This window comes from Streptomyces wedmorensis (assembly GCF_000716445.1).
Classification (GTDB): domain Bacteria; phylum Actinomycetota; class Actinomycetes; order Streptomycetales; family Streptomycetaceae; genus Streptomyces; species Streptomyces wedmorensis.
Genome location: NZ_JNWK01000081.1, coordinates 1 through 25,087 on the forward strand (window position 1 = coordinate 1; position 25,087 = coordinate 25,087).

Below are 25,087 nucleotides of genomic sequence, written 5' to 3' on the forward strand. Positions count from 1 at the left end.
CCGCGCCATAGAGCTGCTGGGCCTCAACGAGGAGATCGAGGATGTGCTGATCACCCTCGGCAGCCAGTACCACCTCATCCGGCTGCTCAGGGGCCGCGGGGGCAACGGCCTGTTCCTGTACATCGTCCTGGACAAGAGCCGGGCGAACCTGGCCATGGCCAGGCATCAGCTCAAGCGCATCGAAGCCGAACTGGAGGTGTAGGCCGCTCCTGTTTCCCGGCTCCCGTATGCCCACGAGTTGAAAAAGTCTTCAACTCTGCACATCTGAATATGGTCAGCCCAGGGTGACGGGAGCCGGGAAACGGAAGGATGGGGGCTGCACTGAAGGTCTGGCCGACCGGCCTTGGAAGTTTCGTACCCGAGTGGGAGTGTTGTCGCATGCAGGTGCCGCTGTACCAGGCCAAGGCCGAGTTCTTCCGCATGCTCGGACACCCCGTCAGAATCCGCGTACTGGAACTGCTCCAGAACGGCCCTGTGCCTGTACGCGAACTCCTCAACGAGATCGAGATCGAACCCTCCAGCCTCTCCCAGCAACTGGCGGTGCTGCGCCGGTCCGGCATCGTGATCTCCATCCGTGAGGGTTCCACGGTCAACTACGCCCTCGCCGGCGGCGACGTAGCCGAACTCCTGCGTGCCGCACGACGCATCCTCACCGAACTCCTCACCGGGCAAAGCGAACTCCTCGCCGAACTCCGGCACACCGAGACCGACACCGAGATACACGTGCCTCCGCCCACACGGTGACAATCCGACCTGATACTCCCTACAGCTGCCCGCGACATCGTCGGTCCGCCCACCGCCCGCATCTTCCGGCAGAGACCTCGCACGCAGAGCCAATGCGGTGCGGGGTCAGGGGCGACGGCGGCAGACAGTCAGGGTGTCGCGGGGGAGGAAGGCCGCGCCTGCCAGGAGAATCGTTCCCCGTATCAAGCTGTCCAAGATCCGGGGGGGGAACTCCAGCGCCAGCAATACCGGCACGGGCGCGCGGCGCGCCCCGCGTCCGACCGGCCCCCAAAGTTCGGTTGCATGCGGCAGTGGACCGGCTGCGGGACGCGCGCCGCGTACAACGCCACCCGCAGCCGAGAGGCGCCGAGGAGCTGCGCCAGACGCTGCGGGGAGAGGCGCGGGACCGGGCCGGACCATGAAGACCTCCGTACGCCGGGACCGGTCCCCTGCCCCCTCTCCCCGCTCCGGCGCCTGCGGGGGCGGATGCCGGCCACGTCCCGGCCGGTGCCCCGGCCACTTCGCACGGCGTCCGTAGCAGAGAGGAACCGACACCCCTCCCTGCTGCGGCCCTCAGCGCCCGGGGGTCGCGTTGTCAGACCCGGCTCGTACCGTCGTGAGCACGAAGGCCGGAATCCTCTCCTGCCCGCCGGATGCTCGGGAGCGGGTCGTGGGTGAGATCACCGTCAGCGCGCAGCGCCTGGACCACCTGCTGCACGACCCCGCCAGCACCTACGGCGCCCCGTACCAGCAGGCCTACGCCGACCTCGTCGAAACGCACCGCGGCCAGCCGGTTGCCGAGATCGTGCCCCTCCTGCGCGCGGCTGCCGATGCCGCGCTGCTCGGCTTCACGGGCACGGACCCGGCCGAGCAGGCGGAGGCGATCAGCACCGGCGCCCGCTACGAGCCGCGGGTGAGGGTCACCGGCAGCTGACGCCTCCAGCGGCCCGTCGGGGCGTGCGATCACGAAGCTCTGCGGCATAGCCTGGGAGATGTAGGGCCTCGGCACTCGTGACATGTCGATGTTGCGTGACCTGGGCGTTCTTGGCTGTCTCACGGCCTTGTCACCCATGATCAGTCTCAAATCCGTGGCATTTCCTCGCGCGGGCGAAGTCGGGATCAGGGTGTTGTCCGAGCCGGCCGAGTACACCACGCTGAGTCCCAAGCAGGAGGACTACCTGTGAGCTCAGATCGCGCACCGATGAGTTTCCCGCGCCGCGCCGGTATGTACGCGTGAGACCGACTGACGGAAGGCTGGTGCCATGCGGAAACTGATCTACGGCATGAACCTGACCCTGGACGGCTACATCGCCGCGCCTGGCGACGACATTGGCTGGAGCGTGCCGAGCGACGAGCTGTTCCAGTTCTGGTCCGACCAGTTGCAGGCGACCGACCTGTCACTGTACGGGCGCAAGCTGTGGCAGACGATGAGCTCCTACTGGCCGACCGGTGACCAGCAGCCCAACGCCACCCCGTCGGAGATCGAGTTCGCGCGCCGCTGGCGGAACATGTCGAAGGTGGTGTTCTCCTCGACGATCGACAAGGTCGGCTGGAACACCCGCCTGGTCACCGGCGACGCGGTCACCGAGATCACCCGGCTCAAGGCCGAGGACGGCGGCCCGATGGACATCGGCGGCGCGACGCTCGCCGGGGCGGCCATGCAGGCCGGGCTGATCGACGAGTACGTGATCGCCGCCCATCCGGTGCTGGTGGGCGGCGGCACGCCGTTCTTCACTGCGCTGGACCACTGGGTGAACCTGAACCTGGTGGAGACGCGGATGTTTCCCGGCGGCGTGGTCCTGACCAGGTACGAGACGAAGCGCTGAGCAACAGCGCCCACGACCAGCGAGTCTCACGAAGACGGCATAGGTGCCACCGATGTGCCATCGGGCCCGCACCCCGTTAATACCGGGCGGTGGCGTTCCCGAGAGAATCACACCCCTCGGGCTCCCACAGAACCGTGCCAGGTAGCCGCCCGATATACGGCTCTGGTCCTCTTGATCACGCGAGCCCATGTGTCCATGCCCACTGGGCGAAGAACCTCGGGTGCTAACGCGGTACGCCTCCAGTCCGCCCGGGGGAAAAACCGCCAGCAACGAAGCCGGGGCCGTTTCCCATTTCATCTGCCGTACATGGAAAGCAAGTTGCTGCTCCCATACCCTCATCGCCATGGCAGCAGGAATCCTCACTGCGCGCCGCCACGTCGACCAGGGACACATGGCGAGCGCCCTGTGTACGGTCGCACCGGCGCGCTGAACGCGCCCCTCTCCCCCACGGGATCCCCACCTGGCGCCCCCGCCTGACTCCCGTCTTTTCCCCTTCCCGCACCACGGCCGACGCGTCGCACCGTCCGTACGTCCGCCGTGCCCCCTGTGCAGATGCACCCAAGAGGAACGGACATCATGAGCGAGAACCGACGCCCGCAGGTAAGCCGGCGAGGCTTCCTCGGCGGCGCTGCCGCCGTGGCGGCCGCGACCGCAGTACCCGCCCTCGCGCAGGTCGCCGTAGCCGGCCCTGCCGCTGCCGCCGGCCGCCCCAACATTCTGCTGATCGTCACCGACGACCAGCCCAAGCACACCGAATGGGCCCTGCCCAAGACCGTCGCCTGGCTCGCCGACCAGGGCGTGAAATTCACCAACGGCCACGTCACCACCCCGCTCTGCTCGCCCTCGCGCTCCAGCGTCTTCTCCGGGCGCCACGCCCACAACCACGGCGTCCGCAACAACGGCGCCTCGCACTCGCTCGACCAGAGCACCACCGTGCAGAAGTACCTCAAGCAGGCGGGCTACCGCACCGGCCTCTTCGGCAAGTACCTCAACTCCTGGAACCTGGCCGACAACCCGCCGCACTTCGAGGACTTCGCCCTCCTCCAGCCCGGATACGTCGACGCCCAGTGGAACGTCAACGGCACCGTCCAGACGATCAACGGCTACACCACCACCATCGTCAAGAACCGCACCCTGAACTTCCTCGACAAGGCCACCACCGACACCAGGCCCTGGTTCGCCTACGTCACGCCCTACGCCTCGCATGGCCCGCGCACCCCCGAGGCGAAGTACGCCGGCACCCCCGTCCCCGACTGGAACGGCCGCCCCTCCGTCCCCGAGAACGACCGCAGCGACAAGCCCGCCTACATCAAGAACGCCACCGGCACCCTCGCCGACGGCCGGACCATCCGCGCCGAACAGCTCCGTACCCTGCTCTCCGTCGACGACGCCGTGCAGGCCTTCAAGGACAAGCTCCAGGCCCTCGGGCAGCTCGACAACACCCTCGTCATCTACGTCGGCGACAACGGCTTCAGCTGGGGAGACCACGGCTGGACCGCCAAGTCCGTCCCTTACCGCCCGGCACACGAGGTGCCGTTCTACCTCTCCTGGCCAGCCGGCGGACTGGGTTCGGGAACCCCGGACCACCGCATCGTCGCCAACATCGACATCGCGCCGACCATCCTCGATGCGGCCGGCATCACCCCCACTGCCCCGCAGGACGGCCGGTCCCTGCTCTCCTCCTACAGCCGTGACCACCTGCTGGTGGAGTGGTGGAAGCAGGGCACCGGCACCGGCGGGGCCCCGACCTGGTCCTCGTACGTGGCCAAGGACAAGCAGTACACCGAGTACTACGACCTGACGACCGACGCGAACGGCACGGTGTCCGGTACCGGCCAGGTCAAGTTCCGCGAGTACTACGACCTGGTCAACGACCCCTACCAGCTGACCAACAGCCTGTATCAGGCCACGCCGGCCCAGGAGCAGGCCCTCGGCATCCCCGCCCTGGCCGCCCAGCTCGCCGCCGACCGCGTGGCCTGACCCGACGCGCCCGGCCACGCCACCGGGCACGTCCCGTACCGCCGGCCGGCACCCGCACCCTGTGGCGCGGGTGCCGGCCCCATAGTCCAAGGCTGACCAGCTCAACCCGCAGAATCTGCTGCGGACATTCGAGCAGGAGTGCCGGAAGGCCACTGTCTGATCAGGCGGCGACCACTCCGCTCTCGGACCAGATCGCTCCGCACCCCTTGTACCGCGCCACTGGCTGCGCGCCGGCGCTGCCGTACCCTCGATCGTCCCGCCGCAGTGGCGCGGGTGCGCGGCGGTCAGCTCGCGCCGGATGTCCGCGAGGGCGAGCGTGGACTCCGCCCGGGCGGGCGTGCCGGACGCGACCCGGGCCAGGTGCCGCTCCTCGGCGGCGGGCAGAGGGCGGAACGGCCCCGGCGTACTGTCCGCGCGTCCGGACAGCCACAGGGCGGCACGGATCGTGGTCCGCCCGCCGCCGACCGCGTGACAGCGACGGGAATCCGCGGCGTCCTGACGGGCTGCCTCGGCGCGACGGGCCCGGTCGGCCCAGACCAGGTATGTGCCGTAGGGGGTCACGCCGCCGTCGTGGGCATCCCGGGGTAGGGCTCGTAGTCCGTTCCGTCGACGGTCAGGAGTTCCATGGGCGAGGTCGAGGAGCACGTCTCGGGGGTGAGGGTCGACTCGGTGTTGCCCGGGTCCTCTCCGACACGGAGGCCCGCCGCACCAGGCACACTCAAGCGAGCGTCCGTGCGTCCCCGGCAACCCGGATCTCAGGCTCCTCGATCCGCGATGAACAACCGTCCCGGAGAGGAAACGCGGCGCCTCCTGCCAGGAGTACCCACAGGCCAATCCGCGTCCCCATCGGCAGGCGCATAGTGCATCACCGTCCGCCCCAACCGGTCCCGATCAGTCATGCCGACCATCCTCACCCGGCTTGGCCAAACAGATAGGGCCCCTGCCCCGCATCGCAAAGCCGTGCGGGGCAGGAACGGCGGCCCGCCAAGGCAATCGGCAGTGCCTTGGGGTCCCGTCAGCGCTGTAGGTCGGCATAGAGCGTGGTGGTCACTCCCAGTTCACCGGGCACCCTGCGCACGCGCGACAGTGTGCCTGATGTGGTCGATGGGGCGCCGGTGGCGGCTTGCCGAGCTCTGCGAGGCCGTGTCGCGTACCTTCTGGGGCCCAGTCGCATGTGCGACGACGTTCACGGTTTGCTGCGCAGGTCCCGTTGAATGTGTAAGCGCGTGACCTGTTGCGTTCATCAGACTGCGGGTGTTTTACGCCATCCATCCGGAAACGTTGCTGTAGCGGATTACACGTCGTCCAGACACCGTGGTAGGACTGTTCGGCTGACTGATCATCATCCGACGGGGGATTTCACGTCATGGCTGTCACGGTGCCGGACTGGGCGGACACACTGCTGGATCTGGTGGGGGTGAACTGGCCCAACGTCGACGAGGACGCGTACCACTTCAAGGACATGGTGTCCGCGGCCCGTACGATCGCGGACGCACTCGACATGGCGGCGGGCGCGATCGAGGTCATGAAGGGGAAGGCGCTCGTCGAGCTGGGCGTGCTCGCCGGTCAGACCGGCCTCGCCATGGCGCTGATCCCGGTGACCGGTGGTCTGTCCGCGCTGCTCGGTGCCGGAGCGATCGCGTTCACGAAGAAGCAGTTGCTGAAGCTCATCACGGCCGCGATGGAGGAGGCGGGGGTGGCGTCGGGGGCAAGGGCTTCCACATCGAGCACGACGAGCACGACCAGGCCGGTACCCGACTGAACGGTGTGAGCGCCGGCATCCACGGCAAGACCGCCGGAAAGCTGACCAAGGCCAAGGGACACCAGGGCCGCAACAAGGGCCGGGACGACATCGCCGACGCCCTCGACCCGGTCATCGAGAAGGCCATGGGCGCCCTCGTGAAGTCCGCCAGGACCATGGGTGACCACGTCGGCGAGACTCTGCCCAAGGCCGTCAAGCGGATATCCACCGACCACAAGAACAACGACGACGCCACCCGGGACCGACTCGCGCGGCAGCGCAAGGACGGACACGATGACCGGAATCGGGGTAAGAATCCCGGCGATCGTGGTGGCAGGGACAAGGACGCGCGTCTGAAGCCTGATTCGCTGCGCGAGGTGAAGTCCGACCCGCGCCGGCACGGGATCGAGCTCAGTAAGAAGAAGTGCGCGAACGACCCGGTCGACGTGGCGACGGGTGAGATGACTCTCCCCCAGACCGACCTGTCTCTTCCCGGGGTCCTTCCCCTCATCCTTCGCCGCACCCATCTCTCCGAGTACCGCTTCGGCCACTTCTTCGGCCGCAGTTGGGCCTCCACCCTCGATGAACGTCTCGAACTCGACGTGCCCGGTGCCGGAGTGATCTGGGCACGCGAGGACGGTTCCACTCTGGTCTATCCCAGTCGCCCCCTCCCGGACGGCACCCCGGTCCTGCCTGTGGACGGCCCCCGGATCGCCCTGATCCATGGCGGTCAGAGCGAAGACGAGACCACCTACATCACGACTGACCTTCACACCGGGTTGACCCGCTCCTTCACGGGTAGCCCCTACCGCGCCTCTCCCGCTTACTGGCTGACCAGCCTGACCGATAGAAACCACAACCGGATCACCTTTTCCCGCCGCCCGGACGGAACCCCCACCGTGGTCACCCACGACGGCGGCTACACCGTCCAGCTCACGGCCGAAGGCACTCGCATCCGCGAACTCTCCCTGCGCACCGCCGAAGGCCCGGTCACTGTCCTGGAATACGGATACGACGGCCTGGGCGACCTCACCGAGGTCACCAACTCCTCCGGCCTGCCCATGCGATTCACCTACAGCCCGGAAGGCCGGATCACTTCCTGGACCGACCGGAACGACTCGACGTTCCGGTATGTCTACGACGCCGAGGGCCGCGTGATCTCTACCGTCGGCCCCGACGGCTGTCTGTCGTCGACGTTCGCCTACGGTGTCCACCCGGAAACCGGCGACCGGGTGACCCGGTACACCAACTCGCAGAGCGCGACGACCACGTACGTCGTCAACGGTCTTCTCCAGATCACAGCCGAGATCGATCCTCTGGGTCACGCCACACGTTTCGAGTTCGACGCCCACGACCATCTGCTGGTCCAGACGGACGCGCTGGGGCGCTCCACCCGCTTCGAGCGCGATGAGCACGGCAATCTCGTCGGACTTGTCGCGCCGGATGGCGTGCGGACCACCGCCACCTACAGCAAGCTGCATCAGCCTGAGGTGATCACCGAGCGTGCCGGGATTTCCCGCTCCTACGGCTATGACGAGCGTGGGAACCTCATCGTGTCCGTGGACCCGGCCGGCGCCCGCACGGAGTACGCGTTCACCCCCCGTGGGCACCTGTGTCTCGTGCGGGATGCGCTGGGAGCCTCCACACGCATCACGACCGACGCCGCTGGACTCCGCCTACAGCTCACCCGGCCCGATGGGTCGACCGCTTCGTGCACACGCGATGCCTTCGGACGTGTTGTCGAGGTTGTCGACGCTGTCGGCGGGGTCGTTCGGCAGGGTTGGAGCGTGGAGGGCAAGCTCACCTGGCGTGAACTGCCGGACGGCAGTCGCGAGGAATGGACGTGGGACGGCGAGGGCAACCTGGTCTCTCACACCGACCGAATGGGCCGGACCTCCACGCACTCCTCCGGCCCCTTCGACCTGCTGCTCGGTACGCAGACGGGCGAGGACAGCAGTTACCGCTTCACCCACGACACAGAGCTGCGACTGACTGCAGTCACCAACGCCGACGGCCTGGTGTGGGAGTACAGCTATGACGCCGCGGGCCGGCTCGTGGCAGAGCGGGATTTCGACGGCCGCATGCTGACGTACGAGCGCGACCCCTGTGGCCGTGTCGTCCGGCGGACGAACGCCGCGGGCCAGAGCCTCAGCTTCGACCGCGACGTTCTGGGCCGCGTCACTTGCATCCGGCACGGCGACGGTTCGGCCTCGCACTTCGACCACGACGAGAGCGGCCACGTCGCACAGATCGTGAACGCGCACTCCCGCATCCAGCTGGAGAGAGATCCTTTGGGACGCGTCGTCTCGGAGACGGTCAACGGCGCCGCGATGTCCTTCGCCTACGATGCCCTCGGTCGCCGCGTGGCCAGGCGCACACCTTCCGGTGCTGAGAGCCGCATGGAATACGCGCCGAGTGGCCTTGCCTCCTACACGGCCGGGGACCATGTCTTCCGGTTCGAACGCGACGCACTCGGACGCGAGACCGCGCGATTCGTCGACGATGCCCTGGAGATGCGGCAGGACTGGGATCCGGTCGGCCGGGTCACCCACATGGCCTTGGACAACGACCGGTCGCCTCTGCTGCGCAGAAGCTACACCTACCAGGCCGACGGCGTGCCGACGAGTGTCGAGGACAGCCTGGCGGGGCGCCGCACCTTCGCGCTGGATGCCGCCAGTCGCGTGCGTGAGGTTCAGGCCCGCGGCTGGACGGAGCGGTACGCCTATAACGCTGCCGGCGACCAGAGCCGCACAGCGCTCTGCGCCCAGGCACCGGGTCAGGCGGCCTCCGGCGACCGGCACTACGAAGGTACGCGTCTGGCTCGGGCAGGGCGCACGCGCTATAGCTATGACGCGCAGGGCCGTCTCACCCTCCGGCGCACGAAGACTCTCAGCGGCGCGACGCTGACCTGGCATTTCCAGTGGGACGCGGAAGACCGGCTCATCCAGGTGCAGACACCTGAAGGGGATCGCTGGCGCTACCTCTACGACGCTCTCGGGCGCCGCCTGTCCAAGCAGCGCCTCGGCCGGGAGGACGAGGAGGTCACGCAGACTACGACGTTCTGCTGGGATGGCGCGCAGCTGGCCGAGCAGCGGGGCGAGGACGCGACCCTGGTGTGGGACTACGTCGGAGCACGGCCCCTCGGCCAGCGTGAGACGAAGACCGACGGCACGCAGCGGGAAGTCGACCGTCGCTTCTTCGCGATCGTCACCGATCTCGTGGGCAGTCCCACTGAGCTGGTCTCGGCCGACGGGTCACTGGCCTGGCGTGCCCGTAGTACCGCCTGGGGAGCCACTCAATGGAACACCAACAGCACCGCATACACCCCGCTGCGGTACCCGGGCCAGTATTTCGACCCCGAGACAGGTCTGCACTACAACTTCAACCGGTACTACGACCCCGAGGTAGGCAGGTACCTGTCGCCCGACCCTCTGGGTATCGCTCCGTCGATCAACCACTACTCCTACGTCGTGAACCCGTTCGTGCTGTCGGACCCTCTGGGCCTGGCGGCCTGCGAGCCGGATCCCACGTGGGGAGGCCAGGTCAGGTGGGTCCGCGACGAGCACGGGCGTCCCTTCGAGATGCACGCGGTGATCACACGCAACATGCTCGACGAGGGCACGCATGCCCGGAACTCGATCATCCCTCCCGGGTACCAGTCAGACAAGGGACAGGCCCGCGGGCACATGCTGGCGCGGCAGCTCGGCGGGTCCGGCGACCACGACGACAACCTGTTCACGATCTCCCAGAACCCGACGAACACGCCGGAGATGAGCATGTTCGAGCAGCGTGTGTACGACGCTGTCTACGACCACGACGTCGTCCAGTACAGCGTGTACCTGGAGTACGCAGACGACGATCCCGATTCACCTCCCAAGACCATCCAGGTCGAGGCGTTCGGCACGAAGAAGGACCGCGACGGAAACCTTCTGTTCGACGAGGGAACCTTCTTCGACAACCCCGCCCACCTTGAGCCGCGTCCCAGGCGCCGTCCTTAACCACCGAGGAAACCGATGACTTCTCTCGCCGCGCTGACCGCGCTGTGTCCGCCTCCTGCCGCCGTTCCGCCTGCTCCCGACTGGTCACAGGTCGAAGACACGCTGGGTATGGACCTGCCCCAGGACTACAAGGAGCTCATCACCAGATACGGGCCAGGCCAGTTCTGCGGATTCATCACCCTCTACCAGCCGCATGCCCCCAGCGAATGGGCCGATCTGACCGGCCCCATGCCGGCGCGTCTGCGTGCGCAGATCGAAGAGGTCCGGCAGGCCGCACGACACCCCTGGCAACTGCCGCACTCCCCCGAGAACCTCTTCGCCATGGGAGTCACCGGCAACGGGGACTACCTCTTCTGGGTCACCCAGCCCGCCGACACCCCGGACGCGTGGACCATCGCCGTCAACGAGGCGCTGCGCGCGCCCTGGTTCACCTACAACGGGTCCTTGACCGATTTCCTCGCCGGCGTTCTCAGCGGGACCACGAGCGTCCCCATGTTCCCCAGGGATCTCCTTGGCAGCGGACCCGCCTTCACCCCTTCGACTCTCCGTAGCAGCACACCGGTCGCCGGCGCCCGGACAGCCGTCAGTACACGCGCCATCCGCGACTGGGCCAATGCCAACGGATACGACCTGCCCGAACGCGGACGCATCCCGATCGAAATCATCGAGGCATGGAAACAGGAGAATCCCGGCTGACGCACGCCTCCCGCCCACTTTGCAGTGGCAGCCACGCCCTTCGTGTCCGCGTCAATCGTGCGGCAACACGAATCCGATGATGGTGATCTTGTCGACAACGTCGCGCAGCGGGGCAACCAGACCGGGGCGGTCGCCACGGGACGCGGCCTGGAGGAGGTCGGCGGCGGACCGCATCATCGACCACCTCGGGCCGATGCTCGCGCTCCAGGCCCGTAAGCGGTCCGCCGAGGACGCCGTCGGCAAGACCCGCACGATCGCCGACGGCGGCTACCGGGCACCGGACTGGTCCCCCCGCACCGCCGCGAGCGCGGTCAGACCGAACCCCGCGGCTGGAAAGAGGAGCACAACAAGTCCCACAAGCAGGTCCGGACCCGCGTCGAGCCGGACTCGGGTGTCCGGAGTGATGTCGTAGTGCTCCCGGCCGCCATCAGAGGATCCTGCCGGCGTGCATCAGAGGTCTTCGGTCGTCCGCTCGTCGGTGAGGACCGGCTGTGCCCCGCATCGTCGAGCGGTCCAGCACCGAGCGCTGGGCGCCGGGCAGCGGCCTGTTGGCCACCGGGCACGATGCATGCCGGACCCTGGCCTTCGTCCTGACCTGGTGGGAACCACGCAAACGCGGCTTGCCCCCCCCCACGACGCAGAGCCAGACGTCGACGCGCGCAGCATCGTCGCTGAGAACGCCAGCTCGGCCGCCGAGCCGGCGGTGTTCGGCGACGCAGCAGACCGGCTCGGCACCAATCAGCTCAACGAGGTCGAGGTCCACGGCACCGTCCACCGGAGTGCCCGCGCCCGCCGCCTGCTGCGCTGGGGCCCCGACGGACCAGAAGGTCCCCGCCCCTCCGACATCCGCCGTGCCATCAGCATCGCCGCCGCGATGCAGCCCTCGCAGCTCGTTGTCGTGCTGGAACGCAACGGCCGGCCCCGCAGCCGCAGGGCCTGGGTCAACGAACCCACACTCACTTCCCCGAAGTCCTCACAGCCCGGAAGGAAGCCCCGTGGAACTCCACGTCATCGAGCGGTCCGCCAACGCCTTTCAGCAGGGCCTGACCGAACGCCAGATCCTGGCGGTCGCCCGACGCGCCTTCGGGCCCGGCACCGAGGTTCGTCCGCGACGGAGCTGAGCGGCGGCACGTACGACACTGCCTACCGCATCGACCTGGCCGGCCGCGAGGAGCCGGTCGTACTGCGGGTGGCCCCCGAACCGAGCCGCCAGTTCCACTCCGAGCAGGAGCCCATGCGCTGAATGGATGTAACCAGCACCTGGCTGCGTCTCAAGCCCACACCGCTTTGGCCACGGCGTGCCCCGCCGAAGCCGCCCGCCCGTAGAACCCTTGGAGGTTCCTGTGGTGGTCGAGGAGATCCTGCCTGGTCCAGCCGAGGGCGCTGAACCTGGCGCCGACAACGTTCCACAGCTCGTCGAAAGAGACCATCGCGAGAAAACGCGCGGCCTGTGACACCCCCGGCGGATCCAGAAGCATCAGCGGAGGATCGGAGGGGTCGGCGTCAGCGCTGTGCGGCACGGGGCGGCCGCCGTAGATCGGCAGTATCCAGGGCTCGTCGGCGTCTCTGTCGTGGGTAGCGGCTGCTGCATAGAGGTCGTTGACGGAGTCCCAGCCCTTGTTGATCGAGCAGGTGATGCCCGCTGCGTACTCGTCAACGTGGTCTTCCCAAGCGTCAGACATGAACGCAGCAAGCCAAGTGTGGTCGTCCCGGATCTCGGACTCAGCCACAGCACGAAAATGCAGGTAGATGCTCACTACGACGAGTCCCTCAGCTCCACGGCCCACCTGTCGGGCCGAACGGGCAGAACCTACTGGCTGACACTGACAACCACGTGTCGTCGATATCGACTCGCGCCATCCGGCCGAACTTTCGCGACACGTTTCAGGACGTCGGCAGCGTTCTCGATCGGCGCCGGCAGATGAGAGCTGCTGTGGGTTGTGCGGTACGGGGTGGGTTCCGCTGCCGTGGTCGTGCTGGAGCCGTCGGCGGATCGTGGACGGCATGGGGCCGACCAGGTCGACCCGCTCGGTCGGCGCGTCCGGCTGGTACAGGTGGAGGAACCCGCAGAAGGAACCAGGGCCTTAGACATCAGCGAGCTGTTTGCAGTCGGCGGGCAGGCGTCATGCCGAGGGACTGCTCGACGGCTTGCCAGTAGACGGCCGGCGCGCCGGTGGACGGTGGGCGGTGGGCGGTGGGCAGAGTCGGATGGGGTCGTCGGTCGGGGTCAGGGGAGGAATCCTTGGCGGCGTCGCTGCTGCTGGTTCCAGGCGTGCTTGTCGGGCATCGTATGGACAGAACGTTGTCGTCGGCGGTCGTAGGTACCGAGCTGGATGTACCTGGGACGGAGTCTTTCTTGTCGTCGCTGTACTCGAGGGAGACGTCGTAGGTGGCGTGGCCGTGGTGGTTCGCGGAGTTGCAGATCGTCTGTCCCAGGCCCGCATCGGGCTCCCTCTTGTACGGAGGACTCCTTCAGTCGGAGGAAGGAGGGGTGGAGCGGCCGCGGATCGCGCGACCCACAAGCACGGCGAGGGGAATCACGACCACCACGTAGGCGGCGCAGGCGGCTGCGGCCACGGAGCTGCCGGTGATTCCGAGGACGAGTCCCCCGAGGACGAGGGCCGCAGCGAAGGTGCAGAAGAAGAGGCGCATGGGATGTCCAACGACTGGAGCTGGTGGGGGGCTTGAGGGCGGCCCAGGACGCGCGGGGTCGGGGGATGCCGTGGGCGGTCGCTGTGGTGTGGCCGGGCTTCCGCGGTTATCGCTCGCAGGTCTCGCGATCGGCGTTCGTCCGGGTCTCCCTCGGACGTCGCGCGTATGCTGATCAGCCTCTGGCGAGGAGGCAGCGGCCGATTTCGGCGGTGATGAGCGAGGAGCGGTGGCTGTTGCCGCAATAGCCGGCGCCGGGGTGTTCGGCATGGCCGGAACCGCGGGTCGGGCAGCATACCCACCGCACCGGCCTCACCGGCCTGGCCCATTCCCCTGTCTGGATCCGAGAGGGCTACGCCGGCATGACGAGTACCTGGATGAGGACACCGTTCCGATCCGATCGGTGAAGCGTTCCATCTCCCCACGCGGAGTACTCGACGGGCTCGTGGCTCACGATGGTTCCGGGCGGGGCCGGTCAGGGATCGAGTCGGTGGTTTACTGCGAGGATCTCCTTCACCAAGGCCGACACCTGCTCTGTCTCGGTGAGGAACCCGTCGTGTCCGTGCGGTGACTCGATCACCCTGAGGTGGCTTGCGGTGGGTATGAGGGCGGCCAGCTCGGCTTGTTGGGCGAGTGGGTAGAGCCTGTCGGTGTCGACTCCCGCCACCAGGGTGGGGGCGGTGACGCGGCTGAGGGCGGCCCGGGTGCCGCCGCGGCCGCGGCCGACGTCGTGGCTGTTCATGGCTTCGGAAAGCACGACGTAGCTGCCTGCGTCGAAGCGTCGCACGAGCTTGGCGGCCTGGTGGTCGAGGTAGGACTCCACCTGGTATCGGCCGCCGTGCCAGGGGTGCTCCGTGTTCTGCGGCGATCGGCCGAAGCGGCCGGCGAGTTCTGGCTCGCTGCGGTAGGTGACGTGCGCGAGTCGGCGGGCCAGGCCGAGTCCGGTGTCGGGGCCGTGGCCGGTGTCGTGGTAGTTGCCGCCGTGCCAGTGTGGGTCACTGCGGATGGCGCCGAGCTGGATGTTCGCCCAGGCGATCTGCTCGGCGCTCGCCGCCGCCGTGGTGGCGAGCAGGAGCAGCGCGCCGGTGCGGTCGGGGTGGGACACGGCCCACTCCAGGGCGCGCATTCCGCCCATCGAGCCGCCGATGACCAGCGCCCACCGTTCGATGCCCAGCGCGTCGGCCGACTCGGCTTCGGCGGCGACCTGGTCGCGTGGGGTCAGGAACGGGAAGGCGCTGCCCCAGCTGCCGCGTCCGTCGGGACGCGGGGAGGCCGGTCCGGTGCTTCCTTGGCAGCCTCCCAGGACGTTCGGGGCGACGACGAACCAGCGGTCGGTGTCCAGTGCCAGGCCGGGACCGACGATCCCGTTCCACCAGCCGGGGGTCGGATGACCGGGGCCGTTGGTTCCGGCGACGTGGCTGTCTCCGGTGAGGGCGTGCAGGACGAGCACGGCATTGGACCGATCTGGTGCGAGGCGGCCCCAGGTCTCGAACGCGATCCGCACACCGGGGAGTTCGCCGCCGGCCTCCAGTGGCAGCGGCTTGTCGGGCGCGTGCCACCGGCGCCGGCCGGGCGGGTCCCCCTCCCGCCAGGCCCCGGAAGCCGGTGGGAGGGGAACCCCGGTGGCGTGTGCAGTGCTCAGGACACGCCCTTGGCCGCGCGGAAACCGGCCTCGAGGTCGGCCTTGAGGTCGGCGAGGTTCTCGATGCCGACCGACAGCCGGACCAGGCCGGGCGAGGTCCCGGTCGCGGCCAGCTGCTCTTCGTCCAGCTGGCTGTGGGTCGTGGACGCCGGATGGATGATCAGACTGCGTACGTCGCCGATGTTGGCGAGGTGGCTGAACAGTTCGACCGCGTCCACGAACCGCTTGCCCGCTTCGACGCCGTCCCTCAGCTCGAAGGAGACGATCGCGCCCGCACCGCGCGGCAGGTACGTCCGCCCCGTCTCGTGCCACTGGCTGGACTCCAGGCCCGGATAGTGGACGGCGGCGACCTCGTCGCGCTGCTCCAGCCACTCGGCCAGTGCCAGCGCGTTGGCGGAGTGCCTTTCGATGCGCAGGCTGAGCGTCTCCACGCCCTGGAGGAGCAGGAACGCAGAGTGCGGGGAGAGCGCCGGGCCGAGGTCGCGCAGAAGCTGCACGCGCAGCTTGACCGCGTAGGCGCCCGGGCCCAGTGCGGGCCAGTACTGCAGCCCGTGGTAGCTCGGGTCCGGCTCGCTGAAGTCGGGGAACCGCTCGGCGTGGGCGCCGAAGTCGAAGGTGCCGCCATCCACGACGACACCCGCGATGGTGGTGCCGTGGCCGCCGAGGAACTTGGTCGCCGAATGCACCACGATGTCCGCGCCGTGTTCGATGGGTCGCAGCAGGTAGGGAGTCGGCACCGTGTTGTCCACGATCAGCGGTACGCCTGCCTCATGGGCGATGTCCGCGATGGCCCGTACGTCGAGCACGTTGCCGCGTGGGTTGCCCAGCGTCTCGGCGAACAGCGCCTTGGTATCAGGCCGGATCGCCGCCCGCCAGGCGTCGAAGTCGTCCGGGTCGTCCACGAAGGACACCTCGATGCCCAGCTTCGGCAGCGTGTGCCGGAACAGGTTGTAGGTGCCTCCGTAGAGCGAGGCGCTGGAGACGATGTGGTCGCCGGCGCTCGCCAGCGTCAGGATCGCAAGCGTCTCCGCGGCCTGCCCGGAAGCCAGCGCCACGGCCGCGACTCCGCCCTCCAGCGCGGCGATCCGCTGCTCGAAGACGTCCTGGGTGGGATTGTGCAGGCGGGTGTAGATGTTGCCGGTCTCGGCGAGCGAGAAGAGGTCGGCCGCGTGCTGGGTGTCCCGGAACACGAACGACGACGTCTGATAGATCGGCGTTGCCCGTGCTCCGGTCGCCGGGTCCGGCACGGCCCCGGCGTGGATCTGCTTCGTCTCGAACGACCAGGCCGAGGTGTCGGGGCCGGCAGACGTCCCCTCGGGTCCGTGGCCGGCGGTGACGGAGTCTGTGGGCTGGCTCATCGTGCTCCTCGTACGGGATTGCGGAGTGGTGAGTTCGGCGTGCTGCCATGTCCCTGCGTACGCGTAAGAACGTGCGTCGCGGGAGAGGGAGAGAAGAGGAAAGACCGGAGCGGAGCGTCAGCTCACGGCACGACAACCCGTGGCAGCGACACGCACATGGCGTACACAGCGGCGGGTCGCGATCACGGTCATGGACTCAAGGAAACACACACGCGGCCGCCACCGGCCAGGGCCTCGGCACCTACGACATTCAATGTTCATGAATCGCCGGGCCCCTGCTCGGCGCAGTTCGCCAGGCCGCGATCACCGTCCGGTGCGACCTCGGGCTGCGCCTGGCGGCAACCACCGCCAGGCCGCTCCCGTCGGGGGCCGGGCCCGTCGCCCGGCCGTTCTCGTGCCGAGGGCTACGACTCCGACCGCCGGCGAGGATGGCTGCGCCTCGGTCGGATCGTGCCGCATCACCCGCCGCTGCACCGCTGGTTACGCGAGCGGATGATGTCCTTGCCCGAGTGGCTGCCGGCGCTTCGAACGTGGACCGGGCACTGCGTCACCCTCGTCGGAACCGCCGTCGCTCGCTGTCCGTCTCGTCGCCGCTGAGCGGGGTGCCCGGGCGCCACGCCGGGGTGTTACAGCCAGGGGAGCCGGTCGGCGGAGTAGCGGTACGCGCGGAAGACGGAGTTCTGTGCGCCTGCCGAGGACTCCAGGCCCACGCCGTCGGCGAAGGACCGGAACTGTGGGACGACGAACTCCCACACTACGTCCCCGGTGGATGTCACCTCGAAGAGTCGTCCGAAGGAGCCCTCGGCGATGAAGGTGTTCCCGTTGGGGAGGCGTTGCGCGCTGGACATGTAGGGGCTGTAGAAGTTCTGCGGGGGGTTGTCCTGGTACGACCAGACTTCCTTGCCGGTGCGGGGGTCCAGTTCCAGAACCCGGGAATACGGCACGGAGGTGGTGTCACGGTAGGTGCCGTTGTCGAAGACCAGGATGTTGCCGTCCTCCAGCTCGTGGGGGTAGTGCTGCTGTGCGAGGACGTCCGGGCCGATACGCCACGGTACGGAGCCGTCGACGCGGTCGATGGCGATGGTGGAGGACGCGCTGCGGAAGCCCACCACGAGGGAGCCGTCGGCGCGTTCGTTGACGGTGTTGGCCATGGGCCAGTGTTCTCGCGCGAAGTGCGGGTCGAGCGGGTACTCCTCGGGGTCGAGGTGGTCGATGGCGGCCCAGCGCCATACTTCTCGCCCCTCCCATGTCAGTTCGTAGACCACGTCCCCGTAGATCACTCCGCCCGGCGCCTCGGAGCCGGGTATGCCTCCGCGGATGCGGGCCGCGTCGGCCGGGTCCAGGGGTTCGACGGCGGTGATGACGAGGTTGCCGTTGCGCAGGAGGGAGGCGTCGTGGTGGTGGAAGGGGTGCCGGGCTTCGCGCAGGACCGTGGAGTCGGGGGCCAGTTCCTGGAAGATGCCGCCGTGGTAGACGTCCCAGATGGGGAAGAGTGTCGGACTGGCGGTGTCCTTGGCGGCGTAGAAGAGGTTGCCGTCGGGCAGGAGCTGCGCCTGGCGGCCGGGCGGGTGTGGGGAGTTCCAGGTGTGGACGGGGCGGCCCTCGATGTCGACGAGGTGGATCTCCCCGGCGCTGGTGATCGGCGTGTAGAGGGTGTACCCACCGTAGCTGCGGGCGGGGTCGTGGGCGATCAGGCCGACGCCGCGGCGGCGCAGGGTGTTCTGGTCGACGGTCATGGGGGGTTCCTCCGGTGGTGTGGGGTGGGGGGTCAGCGGATGGTGACGGCAGTGGGGTCGGCAGCCGTGAGGGGCGCGGGGTTCAGGTGCTTGAGCAGCACGGTTCGGTCTGCGGAGCCCGGCAGGTTCTGGGCGGTCTTCGCCCAGGCGGCCTCCTGTGCCAGGTCGTCCAGGAGTTCGGGCGTGAGGGTCGCGCCGTAGGCGTAGCGGGGCTGGAAGGAGTCCACGTGGTCGGCCTGGAGAGCGCCCTTGGACTGCGCGAGTACGGCTTTGCGGGCGGCGGGCGGGTCCGCCGCGATCCCCCGCTGGGCCTTGCGCAGTGCCCGCAGCACCGCGGTGGTGGTCTCCTCGCTCGCCTCGGGGCCCGCGACGAGCAGGGTCCGGGCCGTGTAGCCCGTGAAGGGGAGTTCGGCGTAGTGGTCAGCGAGGGTGGCGCGGGTGGGGTCGTAGAAGCTGGGGAAGGTGACGCCGGCGTCGACGTCACCACGGGCCAGGGCCGGGGTGATCTGGTTCGGGGCGAGGTTGACCACCGTCACGTCCGCGGTCGTCAGCCGTGCCGAGGCGAGCATGCGGGAGAGCGCGTACTCGACGTTGGTGCCCTGCGGGACGCCGATTCTGCGGCCCTTCAGGTCGTCGAAGCCGGTGATCTTCCGGTCGGTCCTCGTCAGCAGGCGCCAGTCGGAGAAGCGGGACAGGTCGGCTACGATCCGCAGCTCGCGGCCACCCAGAGCGGCCGAGACCGCGGGCAGGTCACCGACGACGCCGAGCTGGGCCTGGCCGCCGAGCACGGCGTTCAGTGCGTCACGCCCTGTGGGTTGGGTCGTCACCGTGGCGTCGATCCCCTCGGCGGCCCACAGCCCGCGCTCCTGGGCGACGTACAGGGGGGCTCCGCCGAGGTAGTCGCTGGCGGCGATCGAGACGGCGGGGCGGCCTCCGTCCGTGGGGTCGGTGCCGGTGCCGCAGGCGGCGGTGAGGGCGCAGAGCAATGCCGTCATCAGGAGGGCGGCCATCGTGCGAGGTCTGGTCATGGGGTGTCCTCTCGGGGACGAAGTGGGGAGGTTTCCGGGGTCGCAGGGCGCTTCAGTCGGAGCCGAGATGGTGGGCGATCAGTGCGCGGAGGTCCGGGTCGCCGGATCCGGCGGGCACGGTGTGGTCGGCCAGGATCCGGCCGGGGGTGCCTCCGAGGACGATGACGCGCTCGGCGAGCGCCAGCGCCTCGTCGATGTCGTGCGTGACGAAGAGGACCGTGGTACCGCGGCGCTGCCACAGTGCTCGGAGCAGGTGCTGCATCCGGGTCCGGGTCAGTGCGTCCAGGGCCCCGAACGGTTCGTCCATCAGCAGTACTTCCGGTTCGGCGGCCAGCGCGCGGGCGAGCGCCACACGCTGCTGCATGCCGCCGGAGAGCTGTGCGGGGTATTTCTCGGCGCCGTCAGCGAGCCCTACCTCCGCCAGCGCCGCGAGGGCGCGGCGTCGGCGCTCCGGACGCGGCAGGCCGAGTCGTTTGAGGGCGAACTCGACGTTGCCGCGAGCGGTTCTCCAAGGAAAGAGCGCGTAGTGCTGGAAGACCACGCCTCGCTCCGGTCCCGGGCCGCGCACGGGGGCCGATCCGGCCGTCACCCTGCCTTCGGATGCCCGGACGAATCCGGCCACCAGATTGAGGACGGTGGATTTTCCGCAACCGCTGGGTCCCAGCAGCGCGGTGAACGAGCCGGCCGGGAGCCGCAGGTCGGTGCGGTCGAGAACGCGGGTGTCTCCGTAGTGGGCCGAGAGCCCTTCCAGTCGTACCTCCAGGCTCATGAGGTGCTCCAGTGGACGAGGCGACGGCCGGCCGCGGCCAGGAGGAGGTCGATGGTCACGCCGAGCAGCCCGAGTACGAGCAGTCCTGCGAACATCCGGTCCACGCGCAGGAACTGGCCGTCCACCTGGAGGCGGTAGGCCAGCCCGCTGTCCGCACCGCCCAGCTCCGCGGCCACCAGGGCGAGCAGTGCCACCGACGCCCCGTACCGCAGCGCGGCGAGCAGCGCGGGTGCGGCGGCGGGCAGCAGTACCTCAATGAACCTGCGGTGCAGCGGTGCCCCCAGCGACCGGGCCGCTCTGAGGTGGGAGACCGGTACCCGGGAGACCCCGTCGTGGACGTAGAGCCAGACGGCGAGCAGCACGGCGTAAGCGATGAGCAGGCGTTTGGCCGTCTCTCCTATTCCGAACCAAGCGGTCGCGAGCGGTACCAGCGCGATGGCCGGGATCGGCCGCAGGAAGGAGATCAGGGGGGTGACGGCGGCGGAGAGTCGGGGCAGGTAGCCGGTGGCGAAGCCGAGCGCACTTCCCACGACCGCGCCCAGTGCGAAGCCCTGTCCGGCACGAGCAAGGCTGGCGCCGAGGTCAGCGGCCAGAGCGCCGCTGCATGCACTGTCCGCGAGCGCGGCGGCGGTCTGCGCGGGCGTGGGCAGCAGGCCGGGTGCCACGGCACCCGAGCGGGCGAGCAGGTACCAGAGCGTGAGCACGGCACCTGCCACGCCCAGGGCAGGACCGAGTCTGCCGCGGTATCGGCCGGGCGGTGAGGGGGTGGCGTGCACGGGGGCGGCTCCTTGCTGGATTCACGACTCTCATAAGCGAGGTCAATAATTGACCACGCTTATGAAGGGGGTGTTGCGGCGGCATGAAACGTCGCCGGTCCCACAAGCCCCGGATCGGCGATGCGGTACGTTCACCTGCGTGTCTCGCCCCGAACCCACACCCGAGGCCATCGAGGTCGGACGGGTGGTCCGCAACTGCCGCAAACAGAGCGGCGTCTCCATGGCCGTTCTCGCCGACCGCTCCGGCCTCTCGCAGCCCTTCCTCAGCCAGCTGGAACGCGGACTCACCACGCCGAGTCTCAGCTCGATCTACCGGATCGCCGAAGCCCTGGACGTCACCCCCGGCACCTTCCTCCGGCCGCCGACGCGACCAGGTGCGGTCAGCCACGAAAGCGACCCCCAGGTCATCCGCGTCAACGAGGCCGCGGGACAGACCGCCCAGGTGCTCATCCCCGGCGGGCGCAGCACCCTGATGGAGGCATACGAGCACCGATTCGAACCCGGCCGCGGCGAACGCGGCTGGTTCGAGCACCCTGGCGAGGACTTCCTCTACGTGCTGGAAGGCGAGATCGTCCTCGAGGTCGAAGGCGAGGAACCGCTCACCCTGCGCGCCGGCCAGAGCGCTCACCACCGCGGCGAAGTTCCGCACCGCTGCCGCCTGGCGGGCCCGACCGCCGCCCGCACCCTGCTGGTCATCGCCAACGCCTGACACTCTGTTCGGCGGCGCTCGACCGGGCCTGGGTCGGCCGTGGCGCGTGGTGCAGGGGGTGGCTCGGGCACAGGCCGTGGCACGTGGTGCAGGCCGTGACGGCCACGGAGGCTTCCCGGGACTCGTGGCGCGCGGGATCGCCGGCTTCGGCCGGGGCTCGTCGTTCCGGGGCGACGGCCATCGTCGTCAAGGACCCGCGGTATCGAGCAGGACTGCTCGGGCCGCTGCCGGGTACTGCCTCCCGCAGCAAGGGCCGCCGGCGCACACGACGCGGGAAGGCGCTCGTGGTCCGGCCGGTGATGTGTCCGAGCCGCTATGGGCCGTGATCCCCAGGCACGTCAGGCGGTTCTTCGGGGGCGTGCTTCGGGTCGGTGGTGGCCGCCAGTTGTTCGCGCAGACTCTCGAATTCGGTGCGTAGCGTGCCGGTCTCCGGGTGGTCGAGGCCCACCAGCCGCTCGGAGCCGGCCACTGCCTGTTCCAGGAGCGCTACGGCCTCCTCGATGCGGCGCGCCCGCACGTACGAGCGGGCCAGATCGGCACGGGCGCGGACGGTGTCCTTGTGGTTCTCGCCCAGCACGCGCTGCCGGCCGGCGAGCACTCTCTCCGCGAGCTCTACGGCCTCGGGGGTGCGGTTGGCCATTCGGTAGGAAACCGCGAGGTTGCCGAGATCGGAAAAACGTCTGGGTCGTCGGCCGGAAGCAGTCGTTCGTTGGCGGCCACGACGTCCTCCTGGAGGGCGATGGCCTCCGCGAGGCGGCCTGCACGCTGGTAGGAGGCGGCAAGGCTGGCACGGGCGATGAGGGTGTGCGGATGGTTTTCACCCGACACGCACAGCCGATCGGCGAGCAACCCCTCCTCGATCTGCGCCGCTTCCTCGGGGCGGCCCAGTGCCAGAGGGGAGGAGACCACGTTGCCGCGTGCGGTGAGGGTGGCCGGGTGGTCCTCGCCGAGCAGTTGCCGGCTGTCGGCTGTCGGCTGTCGGCTGTCGGCGAGGACTCTCTCCTCGAGCGCGAGGGCTTCTGTTGTCCGACCTGCCTGTTGGTAGCTGATGGCGAGGCTGATACGGGTGTTGAGTATGTCCTGAGGATTGCTCCGGAACTGCTCGCGGTCGGCCAGGACCTGTTCGGCGAGGGCGATCGCTTCGGTGATGCGGCCCGTCTTGCGGAGGACGATCGCGAGGTTCCCGCGGTCCGCGAGGGTGCAGGGGTGTTCATCGCCCAGGATTCGCCGACTGTCCGCCACAACGCATTCCATGAGGGGAACGGCCTCGGTGACACGCCCCGCGTCCCGGTAGATGACGGCGAGGTTGCTCCGGCTCAAGAGGGTGTCGGGGTGGTCCTTCCCCAGCACGCGCTCGCGAACGGCGAGCACTTCCTCTTCGATCGCCAGGGCCTCTTCCGCACGATCTTCCAGCGAGAGGGCCACGGCGAGGTTCGCACGGATGGTGAGGGTGTCGGGGTGGTCACTTCCCAACAGCCGTTCGGAGTCCCTCGTCGTGTCCTGCCAGAACGCGGTGGCGGCGGAGCTCAGTCCGGCGTCGATGAGACTGGTGCCAGCCCGGGAGAGGGTCTGGTGCGCATCCGGTTGCCACAGGTGATCGTTGGCGTGGTCGACCAGCGCGCCGGTGTTCGCGCGCAGCACTGTGACGACGTATCCGGCGGGATCGGCGGCTTCGACAGCGTCCAGGGAGAGCAGCAGCGCCGCCGTGATGCGGTATCCGTAGCCCTCGGTGTCGGCGCTCTCCGGCAGTATCTGCTCCAGGTGCGTCCGGCGGTCGGCGTAGCGTGCCAGGTACGCCGTGCACGTCAACTCCTCGTTGATCAGGAAGGCCGCCGCGTGACTCAGGGCCAGCGGCAGTCGTCCCAGGGCCCCGGCGAGCGCGGAGACGCGGTCGCCCAGGAGGTGGTCCATGCCGTCGCCGCGCAGGCGTGAGCGGACGTACGCCTCGGCTTCGTCGGGCCCGTAGACGTCCACGTCGATGCGGGTCCGGCCGCCTCCGGTCAGCCGAGCGTCCTTCAGCCGGGTCGTTGCCAGGACCCAGCCCGTGCCCGTACGGCCGGCCGCCAGCCGGCGAGATCGGCGGGGGCGGTCACGTCATCGAGGATCACCAGCCAGCGCCGGGTCGTGGTGGCGAGCCAGTCCAGCAGGATACGGGCGTCGGCCTCGTCGTCGTCACCGCTCGCTCCGGGCAGGCGGCTGCGTACAGCGGCCTGCGCGTACTGGGTGATGGCCCTCTGGAGGTCGGTGGCCGTGGCCCACACCACCAGGTCGGCGCCTTCGGCCGGCGCTGTGACGGCGAAGGCCGCGGCCAGTTGGGTCTTGCCCACTCCGCTCCCGCCGCACAGGACCGGGGTCAGAGCACCTGGGCCGCCGGCCGCCCGGACCGCGTCCACCTGGCCGCGCAGGTCGCTGCGTGGCTGGAAGGAGGAGGCGAGGTTCGGTACCGGCCCCACTTCCATCGGCCATGGGGTCGCGGGATCGTCCGCTGAGGCCGCGCCGTCCGATGCGTCGTTTCCTCGGCGTGCGGTCACTTCGTCGATCGTGCCGGTGGTGCCGGGGTGGCCGTGGCGGGTGACGAGGTCGACGAATCCGGCAAGCTCAGTGCCTCGTACAGGGGGACGGCATGGATGCGGCGCCAGTCCATCGCCCGGTCGTCCTCGACCACCACTCCCACCAGTCGGCCGTAACAGAAGACTGCCGACCCGGAAGCGCCCGCCGACGGGCGCCGCCCGTCGGCCGGGGAGGCCGGCTACAAGGGGCAGTCCAGTACCCAGCCGGACGACGTCGTGGAGACCACAGGCAGCTCTCCACGCAGGTACTCGACCTGCGCCCCGCTCCCGGGCCGTGAAGCGAAGGCGGGAAATCCCGCACCCTCGAACGGCACCGGTGCGATCCCGCTGGGCTGCCCCCACCGCACGGGGCCACCATCGGTGGCCACCGGCTCGTCGAGCCACAACAGTGCCACGTCCAAGGCGTCGTCGGCGGGGACCCCCCGCCGGGTGTCGGGCCAGCACACGCGGGCCCGCCTGTCGACGGGTGCCGGGCCATGGCGGGGGTGCCCGACCCCGGCCGTCACCTCCGTCACCCAGCGGCCCTCGTCGCGCACCACATGCAGGGCGGTAAGAACGAGGTGGGGGCCCACGAGGTACCAGAGCCCAACCCACTGGGACCACTTGTGCGTACGAGGACCAGCCGTTCCGGATCCACCTCACGACTCCCAGGGCCGCGGCGCCCTGGCGATGGATGCCGTAGGTGAGCCGTCGCCCACGGCATCCGCGCTGTCCCGGGCGTCCAAGCCGCCCGCGGGTCTCCGGATCCCGGCCCTCTCCCCGTGTCTCGTCACGCATCCGGAACCCGAGGGTGAGCGCCTGCCGCCGGGTACCGACCAGCCCGCCACCGGGCTGCACGCCGGTCCTGCCCCGGGGCGGGCCGACCTCGACCCTCACACCGCCCTTC

22 protein-coding genes and 3 pseudogenes are annotated in these 25,087 nt (G+C 69.2%); 12 read left to right on the plus strand and 13 right to left on the minus strand.

The window, feature by feature from the left end:
* The 5 genes and pseudogenes from OO54_RS37750 to OO54_RS37770 form a co-directional block, all read left to right on the plus strand.
* A pseudogene (locus OO54_RS37750) lies at positions 1-202 on the plus strand (hypothetical protein); the annotation flags it as partial.
* Positions 203-378: 176 nt separating this feature from the next.
* On the plus strand, positions 379-744 hold the full coding sequence (locus OO54_RS37755) for an ArsR/SmtB family transcription factor (protein ID WP_033211534.1): 366 nt from the start codon (positions 379-381) through the stop codon (positions 742-744).
* Between the two features lie 649 nt (positions 745-1,393).
* The gene (locus OO54_RS37760) at positions 1,394-1,657 is read left to right on the plus strand and encodes a hypothetical protein (RefSeq protein ID WP_033211535.1); all 264 of its coding nucleotides are present in this window, start codon (positions 1,394-1,396) and stop codon (positions 1,655-1,657) included.
* A 328-nt stretch (positions 1,658-1,985) separates the two neighbouring features.
* Positions 1,986-2,549 carry a dihydrofolate reductase family protein gene (locus OO54_RS37765; protein WP_033211536.1) on the plus strand — a complete coding sequence of 188 codons (564 nt, stop codon included), beginning with the start codon at positions 1,986-1,988 and terminating at the stop codon, positions 2,547-2,549.
* A 576-nt stretch (positions 2,550-3,125) separates the two neighbouring features.
* Positions 3,126-4,529, plus strand: coding sequence for a sulfatase family protein (locus OO54_RS37770; protein ID WP_033211537.1), 1,404 nt, complete (start codon positions 3,126-3,128; stop codon positions 4,527-4,529).
* A gap of 557 nt (positions 4,530-5,086) precedes the next feature.
* Here the strand turns inward: OO54_RS37770 and OO54_RS46150 are convergent.
* Entirely contained in the window at positions 5,087-5,251 is a 165-nt protein-coding gene (locus tag OO54_RS46150; RefSeq protein ID WP_157856590.1) for a hypothetical protein, read from the minus strand.
* 644 nt (positions 5,252-5,895) lie between these two features.
* Between OO54_RS46150 and OO54_RS42775 the strand changes: the two genes are divergently transcribed.
* From OO54_RS42775 to OO54_RS37780, 3 genes are read left to right on the plus strand one after another with little or no spacing between them, the layout of a single operon-like run.
* Positions 5,896-6,291 carry a hypothetical protein gene (locus OO54_RS42775; RefSeq protein WP_051787732.1) on the plus strand — a complete coding sequence of 132 codons (396 nt, stop codon included), beginning with the start codon at positions 5,896-5,898 and terminating at the stop codon, positions 6,289-6,291.
* Between the two features lie 5 nt (positions 6,292-6,296).
* A complete protein-coding gene (locus OO54_RS42010; protein ID WP_051787734.1) occupies positions 6,297-10,268 on the plus strand; it encodes an RHS repeat-associated core domain-containing protein in 3,972 nt (1,323 codons plus the stop codon).
* 15 nt (positions 10,269-10,283) lie between these two features.
* On the plus strand, positions 10,284-10,964 hold the full coding sequence (locus OO54_RS37780) for an Lsr2 family DNA-binding protein (RefSeq protein WP_063738367.1): 681 nt from the start codon (positions 10,284-10,286) through the stop codon (positions 10,962-10,964).
* A 51-nt stretch (positions 10,965-11,015) separates the two neighbouring features.
* Here OO54_RS37780 and OO54_RS46585 read toward each other — a convergent pair whose 3' ends face one another.
* Positions 11,016-11,207, minus strand: coding sequence for a hypothetical protein (locus OO54_RS46585; RefSeq protein WP_167348171.1), 192 nt, complete (start codon positions 11,205-11,207; stop codon positions 11,016-11,018).
* Here OO54_RS46585 and OO54_RS44470 point away from each other — a divergent pair.
* The 3 genes and pseudogenes from OO54_RS44470 to OO54_RS48450 all read left to right on the plus strand — a co-directional run.
* Positions 11,119-11,345, plus strand: a pseudogene (locus tag OO54_RS44470) (IS5/IS1182 family transposase); the annotation flags it as partial. The gene OO54_RS46585 and the pseudogene OO54_RS44470 overlap by 89 nt on opposite strands.
* A 187-nt stretch (positions 11,346-11,532) precedes the next feature.
* A pseudogene (locus OO54_RS48940) lies at positions 11,533-11,799 on the plus strand (DUF5954 family protein); the annotation flags it as partial.
* 160 nt (positions 11,800-11,959) lie between these two features.
* A complete protein-coding gene (locus OO54_RS48450) occupies positions 11,960-12,085 on the plus strand; it encodes a hypothetical protein (RefSeq protein ID WP_267888936.1) in 126 nt (41 codons plus the stop codon).
* Between the two features lie 150 nt (positions 12,086-12,235).
* Here the strand turns inward: OO54_RS48450 and OO54_RS37790 are convergent, their stop codons facing one another.
* The 8 genes from OO54_RS37790 to OO54_RS37830 all read right to left on the minus strand — a co-directional run bounded on the left by OO54_RS37790 (position 12,236) and on the right by OO54_RS37830 (position 20,922).
* On the minus strand, positions 12,236-12,721 hold the full coding sequence (locus tag OO54_RS37790; RefSeq protein WP_033211540.1) for a DUF1877 family protein: 486 nt from the start codon (positions 12,719-12,721) through the stop codon (positions 12,236-12,238).
* 715 nt (positions 12,722-13,436) lie between these two features.
* Positions 13,437-13,616 (minus strand): hypothetical protein, encoded by a 180-nt coding sequence (locus OO54_RS37795; RefSeq protein WP_033211542.1) that lies wholly within the window; start codon positions 13,614-13,616, stop codon positions 13,437-13,439.
* Between the two features lie 472 nt (positions 13,617-14,088).
* Positions 14,089-15,255: a homoserine O-acetyltransferase MetX gene (gene metX / locus OO54_RS37805; protein ID WP_078905565.1), complete on the minus strand. Its 1,167-nt coding sequence runs from the start codon at positions 15,253-15,255 to the stop codon at positions 14,089-14,091.
* Positions 15,252-16,613, minus strand: coding sequence for a bifunctional o-acetylhomoserine/o-acetylserine sulfhydrylase (locus tag OO54_RS37810; RefSeq protein ID WP_078905562.1), 1,362 nt, complete (start codon positions 16,611-16,613; stop codon positions 15,252-15,254). Before OO54_RS37810 ends, metX begins: the two co-directional genes overlap by 4 nt.
* A gap of 626 nt (positions 16,614-17,239) precedes the next feature.
* Positions 17,240-18,349, minus strand: coding sequence for an aryl-sulfate sulfotransferase (locus OO54_RS37815; protein ID WP_033211546.1), 1,110 nt, complete (start codon positions 18,347-18,349; stop codon positions 17,240-17,242).
* A 32-nt stretch (positions 18,350-18,381) separates the two neighbouring features.
* Positions 18,382-19,377, minus strand: coding sequence for an ABC transporter substrate-binding protein (locus OO54_RS37820; protein WP_033211548.1), 996 nt, complete (start codon positions 19,375-19,377; stop codon positions 18,382-18,384).
* 52 nt (positions 19,378-19,429) lie between these two features.
* Complete coding sequence (locus OO54_RS37825) at positions 19,430-20,146, minus strand: ABC transporter ATP-binding protein (RefSeq protein WP_033211550.1); 717 nt, start codon at positions 20,144-20,146, stop codon at positions 19,430-19,432.
* On the minus strand, positions 20,143-20,922 hold the full coding sequence (locus OO54_RS37830) for an ABC transporter permease (RefSeq protein WP_033211552.1): 780 nt from the start codon (positions 20,920-20,922) through the stop codon (positions 20,143-20,145). The genes OO54_RS37825 and OO54_RS37830 overlap by 4 nt, the downstream gene beginning before the upstream one ends.
* Before the next feature lie 139 nt (positions 20,923-21,061).
* Between OO54_RS37830 and OO54_RS37835 the strand changes: the two genes are divergently transcribed.
* Positions 21,062-21,631: a helix-turn-helix domain-containing protein gene (locus OO54_RS37835; protein ID WP_033211555.1), complete on the plus strand. Its 570-nt coding sequence runs from the start codon at positions 21,062-21,064 to the stop codon at positions 21,629-21,631.
* Positions 21,632-21,944: 313 nt separating this feature from the next.
* Here OO54_RS37835 and OO54_RS42780 read toward each other — a convergent pair whose 3' ends face one another.
* The 3 genes from OO54_RS42780 to OO54_RS45470 are packed head-to-tail and all read right to left on the minus strand — an operon-like array spanning position 21,945 to position 24,090.
* Positions 21,945-22,271: a tetratricopeptide repeat protein gene (locus OO54_RS42780; RefSeq protein ID WP_051787740.1), complete on the minus strand. Its 327-nt coding sequence runs from the start codon at positions 22,269-22,271 to the stop codon at positions 21,945-21,947.
* On the minus strand, positions 22,244-23,605 hold the full coding sequence (locus OO54_RS42785) for a tetratricopeptide repeat protein (RefSeq protein WP_051787742.1): 1,362 nt from the start codon (positions 23,603-23,605) through the stop codon (positions 22,244-22,246). Before OO54_RS42785 ends, OO54_RS42780 begins: the two co-directional genes overlap by 28 nt.
* 41 nt (positions 23,606-23,646) lie before the next feature.
* Positions 23,647-24,090, minus strand: coding sequence for an ATP-binding protein (locus tag OO54_RS45470; protein ID WP_051787744.1), 444 nt, complete (start codon positions 24,088-24,090; stop codon positions 23,647-23,649).
* Between the last annotated feature and the right edge of the window lie 997 nt (positions 24,091-25,087).